13 protein-coding genes are annotated in these 15036 nt (G+C 72.9%); 7 read left to right on the top strand and 6 right to left on the bottom strand.

The window, feature by feature from the left end; genetic code table 11:
- Positions 1–261 precede the first annotated feature (261 nt).
- On the top strand, positions 262–906 hold the full coding sequence (locus AC0ZLC_RS29750; RefSeq protein ID WP_476755036.1) for an FMN-binding negative transcriptional regulator: 645 nt from the start codon (positions 262–264) through the stop codon (positions 904–906).
- A gap of 27 nt (positions 907–933) precedes the next feature.
- Here AC0ZLC_RS29750 and AC0ZLC_RS29745 read toward each other — a convergent pair whose 3' ends face one another.
- Positions 934–1725, bottom strand: a complete 792-nt coding sequence (locus AC0ZLC_RS29745) for an LmbU family transcriptional regulator (RefSeq protein ID WP_476755035.1) — start codon at positions 1723–1725, stop codon at positions 934–936.
- A gap of 683 nt (positions 1726–2408) precedes the next feature.
- Here AC0ZLC_RS29745 and AC0ZLC_RS29740 point away from each other — a divergent pair.
- Positions 2409–3350 (top strand): ParB/RepB/Spo0J family partition protein, encoded by a 942-nt coding sequence (locus AC0ZLC_RS29740; protein WP_476755034.1) that lies wholly within the window; start codon positions 2409–2411, stop codon positions 3348–3350.
- Between the two features lie 79 nt (positions 3351–3429).
- Here the strand turns inward: AC0ZLC_RS29740 and argB are convergent, their stop codons facing one another.
- The 5 genes from argB to AC0ZLC_RS29715 form a co-directional block, all read right to left on the bottom strand.
- Positions 3430–4395: an acetylglutamate kinase gene (gene argB, locus AC0ZLC_RS29735; protein WP_476755033.1), complete on the bottom strand. Its 966-nt coding sequence runs from the start codon at positions 4393–4395 to the stop codon at positions 3430–3432.
- A complete protein-coding gene (argJ, locus tag AC0ZLC_RS29730) occupies positions 4392–5543 on the bottom strand; it encodes a bifunctional glutamate N-acetyltransferase/amino-acid acetyltransferase ArgJ (RefSeq protein ID WP_476755032.1) in 1152 nt (383 codons plus the stop codon). The genes argB and argJ overlap by 4 nt, the downstream gene beginning before the upstream one ends.
- A 127-nt stretch (positions 5544–5670) precedes the next feature.
- Positions 5671–6699, bottom strand: coding sequence for an N-acetyl-gamma-glutamyl-phosphate reductase (argC, locus tag AC0ZLC_RS29725; RefSeq protein ID WP_476755031.1), 1029 nt, complete (start codon positions 6697–6699; stop codon positions 5671–5673).
- 262 nt (positions 6700–6961) lie between these two features.
- Positions 6962–8140, bottom strand: a complete 1179-nt coding sequence (locus AC0ZLC_RS29720; RefSeq protein WP_476755030.1) for a serine hydrolase domain-containing protein — start codon at positions 8138–8140, stop codon at positions 6962–6964.
- 1286 nt (positions 8141–9426) lie between these two features.
- The gene (locus AC0ZLC_RS29715; protein WP_476755029.1) at positions 9427–10173 is read right to left on the bottom strand and encodes a thioesterase II family protein; all 747 of its coding nucleotides are present in this window, start codon (positions 10171–10173) and stop codon (positions 9427–9429) included.
- A gap of 422 nt (positions 10174–10595) precedes the next feature.
- Here AC0ZLC_RS29715 and AC0ZLC_RS29710 point away from each other — a divergent pair, with 422 nt between their 5' ends.
- From AC0ZLC_RS29710 to AC0ZLC_RS29690, 5 genes are all read left to right on the top strand, one after another.
- On the top strand, positions 10596–10811 hold the full coding sequence (locus tag AC0ZLC_RS29710; RefSeq protein WP_476755028.1) for an MbtH family protein: 216 nt from the start codon (positions 10596–10598) through the stop codon (positions 10809–10811).
- Between the two features lie 203 nt (positions 10812–11014).
- Complete coding sequence (locus tag AC0ZLC_RS29705; RefSeq protein WP_476755027.1) at positions 11015–11746, top strand: LmbU family transcriptional regulator; 732 nt, start codon at positions 11015–11017, stop codon at positions 11744–11746.
- Positions 11747–11839: 93 nt separating this feature from the next.
- Positions 11840–13423, top strand: coding sequence for an amino acid adenylation domain-containing protein (locus tag AC0ZLC_RS29700; RefSeq protein ID WP_476755026.1), 1584 nt, complete (start codon positions 11840–11842; stop codon positions 13421–13423).
- 36 nt (positions 13424–13459) lie between these two features.
- Positions 13460–13690 carry an acyl carrier protein gene (locus tag AC0ZLC_RS29695; protein WP_476755025.1) on the top strand — a complete coding sequence of 77 codons (231 nt, stop codon included), beginning with the start codon at positions 13460–13462 and terminating at the stop codon, positions 13688–13690.
- 141 nt (positions 13691–13831) lie between these two features.
- The gene (locus AC0ZLC_RS29690) at positions 13832–15019 is read left to right on the top strand and encodes an NAD(P)/FAD-dependent oxidoreductase (RefSeq protein ID WP_476755024.1); all 1188 of its coding nucleotides are present in this window, start codon (positions 13832–13834) and stop codon (positions 15017–15019) included.
- The last annotated feature ends 17 nt before the right edge of the window (positions 15020–15036 follow it).

Raw genomic sequence — 15036 nt, 5'->3', positions numbered from 1 at the left:
TTGCGTCTGAAAAACTCGACCGGTGGCTCGAGAGACCGTCGTACAGTGTTCTCCGGAGAGTGTCTAAAAGGCAACTAGAGGGCGGCATGAAGACGGTTCGACGCCGCCACCGGAGGCTCGATATCCGAAAGCGTTGTCCCGTCGACGGGACGGGGGTACGGTCGGCGCGGATTCTCAAGACTTCTGCGTGACGCAGCCTCCCCGCAGGTGAGTCCTGCCCCTTTGCCGTGCCCCGAGACAATTGCCGAAAGGTGACTCCGGATGTTCGTTCCGAGCTTTTATCGCGAACCGGGAAGTTCGTGGATGGTGGATCTGATCCGTGGTAATCCGCTGGCGCTCGCGGTGTCCAACGGCAGCGCCGAGGACGGCCCGTTCGCCACCCACCTGCCGGTGATCTTCGACCCCGGGACCTCCGGCGACCGGAGCGGCGAGCTGCCGGGGACCACGCTGCTCGGGCACCTGAACCGGGCCAATCCGCACTGGGCGCAGCTGGAGACGGGCGCCGTGCTGCTGCTGACGTTCACCGGCCCGCACACCTATGTGTCACCCACCGTCTACGACAAGACGCCGGCGGCCCCGACCTGGAACTTCACCGCGGTCCACGTCCGGGGCGTGGTGGAGAGGATCACCTCGACGGAGGAGACGCTGGGCGTGGTGCAGTCCACCGTGCGCGCCTTCGAGGAGGGGTTCGGCACCGGCTGGGACATGAGCGACTCGCTCGGCTACTTCCGCAAGATCGTGCCCGCCGTGGGGGCCTTCCGGTTCACGGTGACCGGGGCCGAGGGCATGTTCAAACTCAGCCAGGAGCAGCCCGGCGAGGTGCGCGAGCGGGTACGGGAGTCGTTCGGGCAGAGCGCGTGCACCTACAAGCGCGAGACCGCCGCGCTGATGAACCGGCTGCCGTGAGGTGCCGGTGGCCCGGCGCCGGCGGGTTCAGGCGCTGATGGCCACCGGGACCCGCTCCGCCGGGCCCTTGGGCCGGGCGCTGTCCGCACCATCGTCCGCGGCCGGCGCGGGCAGGCTCGTCACCGGCGTGAGCCCGGTGACCTCCGCACGCTCCCCGGCCGTGCCCGGCTCCTGCAGGGCGCTGGCCGCCGCACTGTCCAGCACGGCCATCACCCACTGCTCGAAGTCGACGCCCAGCTGCTGGGCGGCCCGGTGCCAGCACTGGAAACGGCTGCCGGGGACATCGAGGCGCCGGCTCGGCTCGGCGGCGACGGGCGGCTGCTGCTCGCCCTGGCGCGCGGCGCGGATGGCGCCGCGCAGCTGCTTGGTGGTCCACTGCCGCTGCTCGGCGCGCTCCAGCCACAGGTCCTGCTCCTCGACCGGCATGGAGGCCAGCTCGGCGTGGTGCTGGAAGCTCAGGGCGGCCCGGCGCCGGCTGAGGTCGAAACGCCGCGAGACCCACGCGTAGTTGCGCAGGGTCTGGTACGACAGGCCCGCGGCCCGTATCCCCCGCTGGTAGCGGTCGGTGTAGTGGTCCTTGCCGTACACCAGCCAGTCGCCCAGCCACCAGGACGAGGAGTCCAGGACGTCGGCGAGCTGGCGCCCGGCCCGCTCCCACTCGTCGTAGGCCATCCTGGCCGGCATCTGCAGACCCACCCTGGTCGTCAGCACCTGGCCCCGGCGCGGCGCGGCCCCCGCGGTGCGCGCGGGGGGCTGCGCGGGAGCTGCTGCCGGGCCGTTGTGCGACCCTGCGGTCTGACCGGCCTGACGCGTCATCATGCCTCCATGAGGTGGGTCCCATAACCGGTGAGAACCCTCGCAGGGCGGGATGGAGGGGTACCGGAGCGGCACTCGAACGAGTGCACGTCGAACGTCCCCGCGGCATGGCACCGTCTTCCGGTGGCATCATCGGTGCGCTCCCGCGGCCAGGGCGCGTGATCCCTCCAGGCCCGGGGAGCTGTCCCGCCGACGGGACACCGCGCGGCCACCGGGCCCCCGCGCGCCGTACACCGCCTTTTTTCTTCTTTCCTTTCCCGGTGCCCGCGGGGCATGTCAGGGCCCGGCGAATTCCTGCGCCGCGGCACGGTTCCCTTGTCCCGGACCGCGGCCCTCAATTTCACCCGCCGGCGCCCACCGCCCGGCCACTCCGGGAATCCGGTGGGTATGTTTCCTTGACGGTTCGCATCCCCGGAGCGCGTAAATCGGCCACCGGAACATGGAAAAGAACCGGCGGACAGGTATTTTGTACCTCTTGGCCGTTATGGCCGTAGAGGGGAGCCGTACGTGGACATGCACCTCGTGAACACCACCGCAGAAGTGCGCGGCCGCCGCCGGGCGGCCGGGCGGGCCGGTGCCACGGCGCGGGACAGGGGCCTGTGATGGGTCTTCACCTAATCGCCGCCGACAGCGCACCGGCTGTGTCCGGCCCCGCCGCGGCAGGGGAGCCGGCCCCGGGACGCCGCGTGGCCGCGGTGCCCGTGGACGCGCTGCTGGACGCCGACTCGCCGCGTATCGACGGCGAGAACAGCGACCGCGTCCGCATGCTCGCCGCCCTCACGTCGCCGCTGCCGCCGATCCTCGTGCACCGCGCGACGATGCGCGTCATCGACGGCATGCACCGGCTCAAGGCCGCGCGGCTGCGCGGCGATGCCACCATCGACGCACAGTTCTTCGAAGGCGGGCAGACGGAGGCCTTCACCCTGGCGGTACGGCTCAACACCACCCACGGACTGCCGCTGTCACCGGCCGACCGGACGGCCGCGGCACAGCGGATCCTGCACGCCCGCCCGCACTGGTCGGACCGGCGCATCGCCGCCACCGCCGGCCTCGCGGCCGGCACCGTCGCCTCCATCCGGCGCCGTTCGGGTGAGCAGAACGCGCAGTTGAACACGCGCGTGGGCCGCGACGGGCGTACCCGGCCGCTGCAGGCCACCGAAGGACGGCTGCGGGCCAGCCAGGTCATCGCCGCCAACCCCGCGGCATCACTGCGGGAGATAGCGCAGCAGGCGGGCATCGCCACCGCCACCGCCAAGGACGTACGCGACCGCATACGCCAGGGACAGGACCCCCTCCTGCCCAAGAGGCCCGCACCCGGGGCGAGTTCACCCGCAGGGCCCGGGACCCTCCCGCAGCCGGGCGGCCCGGGCCGGCCCGTGACACGCGCCTCCGCGGCCGCCATCGGGCTGCTCCTGCCCAACGTGTGCAAGGACCCCTCCCTGCGCACGGAGGCCGGCCGGATGCTGCTGCAGATGCTCAACGTCCACTCGATCGGCGACGAGGCGAAGTGGCTGCGCCTGGCACGCAGCGTGCCCGGACACCGCGCCGACATCCTCGCGCAGGCCGCACGCCGCTGCGCCGACCACTGGCTGCGCCTCGCCAACGAACTGGAGACCCGCCGGACGTGAGCCCCCACGCGGGCCCCCGAGCGGTCGAGGAAGACGTCCACCGCCGCTTTGCCCGCCCGGCCCGGGCCCGGGTCCTCGTTCATGCCGTCGCTCCCTCCAAGCCCGCGCCGGCGTCCGGCACGACCACCGTGCCGGCGCCCTCGTCGGTGAAGATCTGCAGCAGGACGGCATGCTCGACCCGGCCGTCGACGACGCGGGCGCTGCGCACCCCGTGGTTCACGGCGTACAGGCAGCCCTCCATCTTGGGGATCATCCCGGAGGCCAGCCGGGGCAGCAGCCGGCTGAGTTCCCCGGCGCTGAGGCGGGGGATCACCTCGTCGCTGTGCGGCCAGTTCGCGTACAGGCCCTCGACGTCGGTCAGGATCAGCAGCGCCTCGGCGCCGAGTGCGGCGGCCAGTACCGCGGCCGCGGTGTCGGCGTTGACGTTGAGGACACCGCCCTGGGCGGCGTCCTTGTCGTCCTGGGGCCGGGCGACGGAGGAGATGACGGGGATGCGTCCGTCGTCGATGAGGGCCTGCACGATCCCGGCGTCGACGTTGACGACCTCGCCGACGCGGCCGATGTCCACCGGCCGGCCGTTTCGGTGCGCGTAGCGTCTGACGGCGGTCATCAGGCGGGCGTCCTCACCCGTCATGCCCACCGCGTGCGGGCCGTGCTCGTTGAGCAGCCCGACGAGCTCGCGCTGCACCTGACCGGCCAGGACCATGCGCACGACGTCCATGGTCTCGTCGGTGGTGACCCGCAGGCCGTCCTCGAACCGGGGCTCGAGGCCCAGGCGCCGCAGCTGTGCGCTGATCTGCGGTCCGCCGCCGTGCACCACGACGGGGTGCAGGCCCGCGTGCCGCAGGAACAGGACGTCCTTGGCGAAGGACGCCTTCAGGGCGTCGTCGACCATGGCGTTGCCGCCGAACTTGATGACGACGGTCCTGCCGTGGTGGCGTGCCAGCCAGGGCAGCGCCTCGACCAGGGCATGGGCCTTGGGCAGGGCAGCGGGCTCGCCCGGGCGGCCCGCACGAAACGGCGGGGGAGAAGCAAAAGCGCTCATGAGGAGTACTCGCTGTTCTCGTGGACGTAGTCGGCGGTGAGGTCGTTGGTCCAGATGACGGCCGAGTCCGTGCCCGCGGCCAGGTCCGCGGTGATGGTGACGTCGCGGCCGCTCATGTCCACCCGTGCGCGGTCCTCGCCCACCGATCCGCTCCTGCACACCCACACCCCGTTGATGGCGACGTTGAGCCGGCCGGGCTCGAAGGCGGCGGCGGTGGTGCCGATGGCGGACAGGACGCGGCCCCAGTTGGGGTCCTCGCCGTGGACGGCGCACTTGAGGAGGTTGTTGCGGGCGATGGAGCGGCCCACCTCGACGGCGTCGTCCTCGCTCGCCGCGTTCACGACCTCGACCCTGATGTCCTTGCCGGCGCCCTCGGCGTCCCGGACGAGCTGGCGGGCGAGGTCGGCGCAGACCGCCCGGACGGCCTCCGCGAACTCCTCGTGGCCGGGGGTGATCCGGGATGCGCCGGAGGCGAGGAGCAGCACGGTGTCGTTGGTGGACATGCAGCCGTCGGAGTCGATCCGGTCGAAGGTGACCCGGGTGGCCGCCCGCAGCGCCCGGTCCAGGACACCGCTGTCGACGTCCGCGTCCGTGGTAAGGACCACCAGCATGGTGGCCAGGCCGGGGGCGAGCATGCCGGCGCCCTTGGCCATGCCGCCGACGCTCCACCCGCCCCGGGTGACGGCGGCCGTCTTGTGCACCGTGTCGGTGGTCATGACGGCGAGGGCCGCGTCCCGGCCGCCGGAGTCGGACAGCCGCGTGACGGCGCTCTCGACGCCGGCCAGGACCCGGTCCATGGGCAGCGGCACACCGATGAGCCCGGTGGAGCAGACCGCCACGTCCGCCGCGTCCAGGCCGAGCTGCCCAGCGGCCTTCCCGGCGGTGGCGCAGGTGTCCCTCAAGCCCTGCGGCCCGGTACAGGCGTTGGCGCCACCGGAGTTGAGCACGACCGCGCGGAGGCGGCCGCCCGCCAGCACCTGCCGGGACCACTGGACCGGAGCGGCCTGCACACGGTTGGAGGTGAAGACACCCGCCGCGGCACAGCGCGGCCCCTCGTTGACGACGACGGCCAGGTCCCGGGCGCCGTTCTGCTTGATTCCCGCGGCGATGCCCGCCGCGGTGAAGCCTCGTGCTGCGGTGACGCTCACTGCATCTCCTTGTCCGCTCCGCCGCACCGGCGGCTGATGTCACCGGCGCCCGCGCGGCGCGGGAGTACGGCCTTCGCCGCCGTCTGCGGCCCGGCGCCCCTGCGGCCCGCCGGTGACGGGCCCCGGCTCACGGTGCGACTCCGGTGGTGGAAAGACCCGCGTCCTCGGGAAACCCGAGGGCGAGGTTCATGCTCTGCACGGCACCGCCCGCGGTGCCCTTGGTGAGGTTGTCGATGGCGCTCACCGCGATGATCCGGCCCACCTCGGGGTCCAGGGCCACCTGGATCTGCGCGGCGTTCGACCCGTACACGGCCGCGGTGGCGGGCCACTGCCCCTCGGGCAGCAGCGTCACGAACGGCTCACCGTCCAGCGCCTTCTCGTACGCCGCCCGCACCTCCCCGGCGCCGGTCCCGGGCCGCACCGCGGCGGAACAGGTGGCGAGGATGCCGCGCGGCATCGGGGCCAGCGTCGGGGTGAAGGAGACGGCGACCCGGTGGCCGGCCACCGCGCTCAGGTGCTGCCTCATCTCGGGGGTGTGCCGGTGGCCGCCGCCCACGCCGTACGGCCGCATGGAGCCCATGACCTCACTGCCGAGCAGATCCGCCCTGGGCGCCCTGCCCGCGCCGGACGTGCCGGACGCCGCGACGACGACCGCCTCGGGCCCGGCCAGCCCCGCCGCGTACGCGGGAAACAGGGCCAGCAGCACCGCGGTCGGATAGCAGCCCGGCACCGCGATGCGCCGCGCGCCCGCCAACGCGGCCCGGGCGCCCGGCAGTTCGGGCAGACCGTAGGGCCAGGTACCCGCGTGCGGCGAGCCGTAGAACCTCTCCCAGTCGCCCGCGTCCGCCAGACGGAAGTCCGCGCCGCAGTCGACGACCAGGCTCTCCTGGCCCAACTGCCGTGCCAGGGCTGCGGAATGACCGTGCGGCAGGGCCAGGAAGACCACGTCGTGCCCCGCAAGGACGCCGGCGGTGGTCGGCTGCACCCGCCGCCCGGCCAGCGGTGCCAGGTGCGGCTGCAGCGCACCGAGCAGCTCTCCCGCGCCCGAGTGCCCGCTCAGCGCACCGATCTCCACACCGGGATGGGCCAGGAGCAGGCGCAGAAGCTCACCCCCCGCATACCCGCCGGCTCCCGCCACGGCCACTCGCACCTTCATGGATCCTCCCCGTTGGCAGACATGCCGTTCTAACGCGGCCGCAGCCCCGCCCACAATCACTCTCACCATGCTCATGACAACCGTGCGGGGGTGCGGGGGACCGCACCACCGCAGCTCACCGGCGCCGTGCCCGCACCACGCCGACTGCCGGCCGGGACGCGAACCGAAGACCCCGAGAGGGGTCCCGGCATCCGCGGGCGGGGTGCGGGCCGGCGTCCTGCTGATTGCCGGCCCGCGCACACAAGAAGGGCTGGGCGGGCTGTCAGCGCGTGCGCGAGGACGTGCCGCAGTACTCGGCGCTCAGGATGGACAGGATCTCGTCCGCCCGCCAGTCACCGTTGTAGTTGAACGTGAGCTGGTGACGGCCGTCGTCGGTGAGGGCGACCAGGGACAGCCACCCCACGGTGCCGCCGTCGCGGTACCAGATGCTGGTGCCGCAGCCCAGCGTCAGCCGCTCCAGGCCCAGCCCGTAGGAGGAGATCGGGAAGTCGGGGTTGACGACGGTCGTCTTCATCTCCTTCAGCTGCTGCGCCGGCAGCAGCTTCCCGCGCAGCAGGGCCCCGTAGAACCTGTTCAGGTCGCCGGCGCTGGAGATGATGTCGGTGTTGCCCCAGAGCTGCGAGCCGTTCACCTCGGTGACGTCGTCGATCCGGTCCGGCTTCGTGTCGAAGAAGAGCTTGGAGTAGCCGCGGCCGCTGGGCTGGGGCAGCTGCGTGCCGGTGCCGGGGGTGGACGTCGCCTTGAGCCCCAGGGGCTCGATGATGCGCTTGCGCACCTCGTCCTCGTACGCCCTGCCGCCCACCTTCTCGACGACCATCGCGGCCAGGACGTCGTTGGTGTTGGAGAACCCGTGCCTGGCCCCCGGCGCGAACACCGGCGGGTGGGCGAGGGCCACCTCCACGCGCTTGCTGTGCGGCATGGTCTCGTACCGGTGCTGGAGGTAGCCCTCACCCAGGACGTACGTGGCGACGTAGTCGCTGTCGGCGAAGTAGTCGGGCAGGCCGCTGGTGTGGTTGAGGAGCTGGCGGACGGTGATCGCACGGCCGTCGTTGCCGTTGCCGCTCACCAGGCCGGGCAGGTGGCGCTCCACGCTGTCGTCGAGGCCGAGCTTCTTCTCCGCCTCCATCTGCAGCAGAACCGTCGCCACGAAGGTGCTGGTGAGGTGCCCGACGCGGAACCGGTCGTTCTTGCCGCGCGGCTCACCCGTCTTCAGGTTGCCGACGCCCGCCGCCGTCTTCCAGACCCCCTCGGCGTCGCGCGCCTCGGCGGTGACGCCGGGGACACCCGCCGCGACGGCCGCCTCGATCGCGGCCTGCGTCGCCTGATGGCCGGACACCCCGCCGGCCGTGTCCGCCCGGGCCGGACCCGTGAGGACGGTGGCCGTGACCGCGACCGCCGCCACGCCGACCATGCCGGCTCTCGGCCTCATCCGTATCGTCATTTCCCCGCTCCTGACAGTCGTCTCTCATTGGCTGATGCCGTACTTGTGCGGTCCGTCGGCGGCAGAGTAGGTCACCGCCGATGTGTGCGGATAGCGTGCACAGCAAGACCGCGAACAACGACAAAGCGGTCGGGCGGCACACCGGATGCCCCGCGGGCCGACGGGTCACGCGCCGCGCACGACAAGGGAGTTGGCCGGGAGTACACGCCGGCCCACCGGGCCCGACGGCACCGGCGGTGAAGCCGGGGGCCGCGGCGGTGGCGCGGCGCGGTGCGGCCCGGCGCGAGGCCCGGCGCCGCGCCCCGGGCCGACCCCCGCCGCTGCACGGCCCGGGCTCGGGCGCGGGACATCCCCGCGCGGGGTGACATGGCCGCCGTACCGGCGGGACCGCCGGCGTCAGCGGTGCGGGGTGGTTTGGGCACGGCACACCCCCGCGCAAGGGGTGGCACTGGCTGCGGCACCGGCGGCGCCCGGGTGAACCGCCGTACGGCGCGGGCTCGGGCGCGGAGCATCCCCGCACGGGACAGACATGGCCCGCACCCGCCGTACCGGCGGCGCCTGCGCGGGCCGTGGTGAGGGCACGGCGCGGGGCGGCCCGGGGCACGGCGCATCCCGCGCGGGGGTGCCCTTGGCTGTGGCGCCGGCGGCGTCCGGGTGAACTCCGGCGCACGGCGCAGGCACGGCGCTTTCCCGCGCGGGGTGACATGCCCGCCGTACCGCTCGCGCGCTCAGGGCGCCGACGTGGTGCGGCAGCGCAGCCGGGACGCGGCGCTTCCCCGCGCGGGGCGACATGGCGGCCGTAGCGGGGTCGGTGGCAGCGCCCGGGTGTGGTGCTCGCCGGTACGGCGAGGTGCGCCGCAGCAGTCCGGCCGTCTGTCCCCGGTCATGGCACACCGCCCCGAGGGCCGGCCCCCGTCCCAGGTTCAGTTGGGGCCGCATGCTCCGGGTCGTGCCGCTCCGACGAACGGCCCCGTCCCGGGGTTCGGCTGCCGCCGTCGCGCGGCGTGCCGGCGGCCGCCGTCGCGCCCCCGCCCGCCCTCACCTCAGCGACACCGACGCCCCCGGGCCGGGCCGCGCAGCACGCTCGCGGCGCCCCGGTCGTGCCGCAACACGCTCACGGCACCGGACGCCCCGGATCGCGCCGCGCAGCACGCTTCGCCCCGCCGGGCACCCCGGGCCGGGCCGCTCCGACGACCGGGGCGCAGCGCGCTCGCGGCGCAGTGCGCTTACGCGCAGGCCCGGTGCAAAGCCGGCCGGTGTCCTGCGGGCGCGGGCGGCGGGGTTCGTCAGGTGCGTGCCGCGCAGGCCGTCGCGTCGAGTGCGGCCCTCGCGTCGAGTTCGATGTGACGCAGCAGCGGGCCGGGATCGTCCTGGAAGTAGAAGTGGCCGCCGTCCAGGACCCGCAGGCCGAGGAAGTGTTCGGTGTGCTCCGCCCAGGCCGCCATCCCCGGCGGTGCGGCAAAGGGGTCCCCGGCGCCCGCGTAGGCGGACAGCGCCACGGGCAGCGGAGCGGCGTCGTCAGCGGGCCGCCAGGTCTCCACCAGGCGCAGGTCGGCGCGGATGACGGGGGCGAACACGCTCCACAGGCCGGGGTCGTCGAAGACCTCGTCGGGCGTGCCGCCGAGCTGTTTCAGGCGGGCCCGCAGCTCGGCGTCGGGCAGCTCGTGGTACCGCGGCCCGGGCCCCGCCGGCCGCGGCGCGGGCCGGGCGGAGACACCGACCCACACCGGCGGCGGCAGGCCCCGGCCGGCGGCCCGCCGGGTGATCTCGTACGCCACGAGGGCACCCATGCTGTGCCCGAACAGGGCGTAGGGGCAGGTGAGTTCCGGCTCCATGCCGTCCAGCAGGAAGTCGGCGAGGCGACCGGCGTCGCTGATTTGCGGCAGGTCGAGGAGCAGACCGTGGCCGGGGGCGTCGAGCAGCCGCACGTCCCACGTGGGGGGCAGCGCGGCCGGCCAGTGCCGGTACAGCACGTGGGAGCCCCCCGCGTGGTGCAGGACGAACAGGCGCAGGGCGGGTCGGGTGCTGTCCATCGCTCCCCCTTGGATCGGACGGCGCACCTTCGCACCATAGAGCGGTGCCGGGCCGCCGGGAGGCGGCACCCCACGGGCTGTGCCGCAGGTGTGGCGGCTCTTGAGTGATCCTCAGGCGCCCCCGCGAGCGCGGCATCGTGGCACAGGAGAGCGGCGCGGTACAGGGGATCGGGGCGGCTGCAGGTGCGGGCGGCCGGCGGGAGGGCCGGCCCGCCCGGCGCCCTTGTTGCGCCGACGGCCGGGTCCCTACGGTGACGTGGCATCGCCGGGGCCGCCACCGGGGTGTCCTGTCGACCGGACAGCGAAGTGTCCTGTCGACCGGACGGACACCGCCCGGCGCGATCCGCACCCGGTGCCCTCGTGCACCCGGCCCGGCGATTTCCCATCTCGAGTCACCTCATGACGGACAAGGACGGTGTCAGGTGAGCACGAACCCTTTCGACGACGCGGACGGCCGCTTCTACGTGGTGGTCAACGACGAGGAGCAGCACTCCCTGTGGCCGGTGTTCGCCGAGGTGCCCGCGGGCTGGCGCGTGGTCTTCGGTGAGGCGGCCAGGACCGAGTGCCTGGAGTACGTCGAGCAGAACTGGACGGACCTGCGCCCCAAGAGCCTGCAGGAGGCCATGGCGGCGGACTGAACACCGGCGCCGTTCGCGGACCCGACCGCAGGCGTCACCCGTCCGCCCCTGAACCCGAGGGCCCCGGTGCGAGCGCCGCGGCCCGCGGTGCCGGCCCGCGGTGCCCGGCTCCGCGGGACCGGCGGCGTCCGCCGCCCGGGGTGCTCGGCCGAGTGACAGGGCCCATGCCGAAGAAGACACGTCGAGTGGGGAGATGAAGGGTTGTGACGGGGGCTGTGAGGACCGCGAGCAGGTACGGGGCGAGGCCGGCGGACACCGGCGGTGAGCCGGCGCAGCGCGAGGTGTTCCTGTCCTTCGTGGGCAGGCAGGCCACGGTGCAGAAGTCGGGGATGACGTTCCCGCAGAACCTGCCCGAGCGGTCCTGGGAGCAGATCGGGACCAACCTGCGCGAGCTGGTGAACTCCTCGGCGTGGTGGCTCGCCGACTGGCTGATCTACGGCGAGGCCACCTACGGGTGGCGGCGCTACAAGGAGGCGATCGAGCGCACCGGGCTCGACTACCAGACCCTGCGCAACTACGCGTGGGTGGCCCGGCGCTTCGAGCACCACCGCAGGCACGACAGCCTCAGCTTCGCCCACCACGCCGAGGTGACCCGCCTGGCGCCGGCCGAGCAGGACTACTGGCTGCGCAAGGCCGAGGCGCAGAAGTGGTCGCGCAACGAACTGCGCAGGGCACTGCGCGCCGGCCTCGCCGTGCAGAACGACGCGGCCCCCGCCCCCTGCGGCGGTGACGAGCAGCAGGAAGCACCCCGCACGCCCCGGCCGGCGGCCGGGGCCGACCGGCAGGACGTCACCACGCTCACCATCGAGCTGTCCGCCGGCCAGCTGGAGTACTGCTCGAAAGCCGCCGCAGCGCACGGTCTGCCTCTTGACAAGTGGGTGGCCCAGGTCCTCGAAACCCTCGGCCGGCCCGCCGCCGTGCGGCCGGCCGCCTAGGGCCTGCCCGACGGGCCGGCCGCCCACCGTTTCACCTGTGGCGCGCCGGCACCCCGTCCGGTCCGCACCCCTCCTTCACATCGGAGTCAGTTGATGATCCTTCAGGGAAAGCGGGTCGCCCTGCCCCCGGAGCCCGTCGTCCACCGGCAGTTCGAGGCGAACGCGCAGGCCGCCCCCGACGCCGTCGCCGTCGTCAGGGCCGGCCGGCAGGTGACGTACGCCGAGCTGGACGCCCGGGCGAACCGCTTCGCGCACTTCCTCACCGCCCGCGGGCACGGCCGGGGCGCGAAGGTCGGCGTCTGTCTCGACTACTCGACCGACATGCTCGTCGCGATCCTCGGCACGCTCAAGGCGGGCGCGGCCTACGTACCCTTCGACCCGGCCTACCCGGCGGCCCGGCTCCAGCTGCTGCTGGGCCAGGTCCCCGGCCTCGCCCTGATCGTGGCCTCCCCGGCGACGGCCGCCATGGTCGACGACGCGGCCGTCGACGTCGTCGACCTCGAACAGCTCGCCGGACACCTGGCAGCCCTCCCGGCGACCTCACCCGGCGTCCCCGTCACCGGCGACGACGTGTGCTACGCCGTCTTCACGTCCGGGTCGACCGGTACGCCGAAGCTGACCGCGGTGCGCCACGAGGGCTGGTTCAACCTGATGAACTGGCTCACGCTCGAGTACGGCCTGCACAGCGGCTCCCACCACCTGGTCGTCAGCGCGTTCGGTTTCGACCTCTCCCAACGGGCCCTGATGACACCGCTGTTCTGCGGCGCCACCCAGTACCTGATGGCCAGCCGCAACTTCGACGCGATGATGGCCTACCGCATCCTGAACGAACACGAGATCCGCGTGGTGCACTGCGCCTCCAGCACGCTGTACGTGCTGGTGGACTGGGAGCGGGCCCGCGGCGGTGACGCGCTCACCCGGCTCGACTACGTGCTCTTCGGCGGGGAGGCACTCAAACCCGAGCGGCTCACCGGCTGGGCCCGGCGCGAGGGCAACACCTGCACCCTCCTGCACCAGTACGGCGTCGCCGAGTGCACCGACGTCGCCACCTCCTACGACCTGGCCCAGTACCGCTCCGGCGAACAGGACATCCCGCCGGTCGGCACACCCGCCTACAACACCGACATCCACCTCCTCGACGAGCAGCTGCGCGGTGTCGGGGTGGGGGAGTACGGCGAGATCTGCATCGCCGGGGCCGGCGTCGGCGCCGGCTACCTGGGCGCCGCGGGCCCCGAGAACGACAAGTTCACCACCGTCGTCGTCGACGGCGCACCGGTGCGGCTGTACCGCACGGGCGACCGCGGCCAGGTCACCGAGGCCGGCCACCTCGTCGTCGCCGGCCGGATGGACGCCCAGGTCAAGGTGCGGGGGATGCGGATCGACCCCACCGACATCGAGCGCGCCCTCGGCAAGCTCGCCGGGATCCGGGAGGCCGCCGTGGCGGTCACGTACACCGACTCCGGCGAGGCCGAGCTGACCGCGTTCATCGTCCCCACCAGAGACGAGCTCACCGAGGACGAGGTCCGCACCCGCCTGCTGCGGACCCTGCCGCGGAACATGGTTCCGGCGCGCTTCGTGAACATTCTGCGGCTTCCGCTGAGCCCGCACGGGAAAGTCGACCGCGCAGCGCTCCTCGACTCACTCAGGACGTACGCCGAAAGCGGCACGGCGGCCTAGCCGAACGCCCCTTGACGAGCAACGGAAAGGACAACGATGAGTGCCGACAGCGTCCGCGCCATCTGGTGCCGGGAACTTCAGCGCGACGACATAGCGGCCGACGACGACTTCTTCGCCCTGGGCGGCCAGTCCCTGATCATGGTCAAGATCCAGGGCGCCTTCATGGAGGAGCTGGGCGTCGAGGTCCCCATGGACCAGATGTTCCTCAACCCCACCATCGCCTCGATCTGCGCGTACATCGAATCCGAGAGCGCACTGGCCCCCTAGGCCTGTCCGGCCCGTCCCGTCCGCGCCGCCCGGCAGCACCTTCGGGCCCGCCGCCCCGCGCAGCACGCTCCACACCCAAAGGGCTTTTCCGGCCGCGGCCGGAAGGTGCGTTCACCAACTATTCGGCAAGAGAGGCGCGCCATGTACGACGTGATTGTCATCGGTGCCCGTTGTGCGGGTTCGCCGACGGCCATGCTGTTCGCCCGGCAGGGCTACCGTGTCCTGCTCCTGGAGAAGGCACAGTTCCCCCAGGACACCCTGTCCTCGCACTACATCCACATGCAGGGCATGTCGCTGCTCAACCGGTGGGGGCTGCTCGACAGACTCCGCGACGCGGGCTGCCGGCCGATCACCCACCAGAGCTACGAGGGCCCCGGCGTCCGCATCGAGGGCTTCTCCCTGCCGCTGGACGGCCTGCGGTACACCTACGCGCCGCGCCGCTACGTCCTGGACCCGGTCCTGGCCGAGGGCGCCGTGGCGGCCGGCGTGGACTTCCGCGAGTCCTGCACGGTCAAGGACCTGGTGTGGGAGGACGACCGGGTCGTCGGGGTGCGCTGCACCACGCCCGGCGGCACCGAGACCACCGAGCGGGCCCGCCTGGTCGTCGGCGCGGACGGCATGCGCTCGCTGGTGGCCCGCAAGGTGGGCGCGCAGAACGTCATCGAGCACCCGCGGGTCACCTGCACCTACTACAGCTACTGGGCCGACGTCCCCTCGCACTTCGAGCTGTACGAGCGGCCCGGCCGCTGGGTCGGCGTCATCCCCACCAACGACGACCTCACCCTGCTCATGACCTACTTCCCGCAGGAGGAGTACAACGACGTCCGCAAGGGAGTCGAACCCTTCTACCTCGACACCTTCCGCACCACGGCCCCCGAGCTGTACGAGCGGATGTCGGCGGGCCGGCGCGTGGAGCAGCTGTACGGCACCGGCCACCAGGAGAACTACTTCCGCAAGGCCTACGGGCCCGGCTGGGTACTGGTCGGCGACGCGGTCAACCACAAGGACTCCATCACCGCCCGCGGCATCACCGAGGCCTTCGTCCAGGCCCAGTCGCTCACCGACCGCATCGGCACCGGCCTGCACGACGACGCCGCCCTCAGAACCGCGCTGCGGCGCTACGAGAACGACCTCAGCGGCGAAGCCCTCAGCCACTACCAGGGCGCGCTCAACGTGGCCGAGCTCAAGCCCCAGGGACGGGTGGAGATGCTGCAGAAACTGGTCGGCCACCAGGAGCACATCGACCGCTACTTCTCCACGCTGTCGGGCGCCTGCTCCATCGACGACTTCTACAACGACGAACTGCTGACCCTGCTCGACCTGAGCTGAGTGACGACCCGCCCCCT

The organism is Streptomyces sp. GLSS-08, from assembly GCF_056387915.1.
The sequence above is the reverse complement of the archived record's forward strand: the minus strand, read 5'-3'. Positions and strand labels throughout refer to the sequence as shown.

What these genes read in the sequence shown, in the direction of transcription:
- AC0ZLC_RS29745 (WP_476755035.1), bottom strand. Translation starts at nt 1,725, where the DNA reads ATGATGACGCGTCAGGCCGGTCAGACCGCAGGGTCGCACAACGGCCCG.
- AC0ZLC_RS29700 (WP_476755026.1), top strand. Translation starts at nt 11,840, where the DNA reads ATGATCCTTCAGGGAAAGCGGGTCGCCCTGCCCCCGGAGCCCGTCGTC.
- argB (WP_476755033.1), bottom strand. Translation starts at nt 4,395, where the DNA reads ATGAGCGCTTTTGCTTCTCCCCCGCCGTTTCGTGCGGGCCGCCCGGGC.
- AC0ZLC_RS29715 (WP_476755029.1), bottom strand. Translation starts at nt 10,173, where the DNA reads ATGGACAGCACCCGACCCGCCCTGCGCCTGTTCGTCCTGCACCACGCG.
- argC (WP_476755031.1), bottom strand. Translation starts at nt 6,699, where the DNA reads ATGAAGGTGCGAGTGGCCGTGGCGGGAGCCGGCGGGTATGCGGGGGGT.
- AC0ZLC_RS29750 (WP_476755036.1), top strand. Translation starts at nt 262, where the DNA reads ATGTTCGTTCCGAGCTTTTATCGCGAACCGGGAAGTTCGTGGATGGTG.
- AC0ZLC_RS29695 (WP_476755025.1), top strand. Translation starts at nt 13,460, where the DNA reads ATGAGTGCCGACAGCGTCCGCGCCATCTGGTGCCGGGAACTTCAGCGC.
- AC0ZLC_RS29720 (WP_476755030.1), bottom strand. Translation starts at nt 8,140, where the DNA reads ATGACGATACGGATGAGGCCGAGAGCCGGCATGGTCGGCGTGGCGGCG.
- AC0ZLC_RS29690 (WP_476755024.1), top strand. Translation starts at nt 13,832, where the DNA reads ATGTACGACGTGATTGTCATCGGTGCCCGTTGTGCGGGTTCGCCGACG.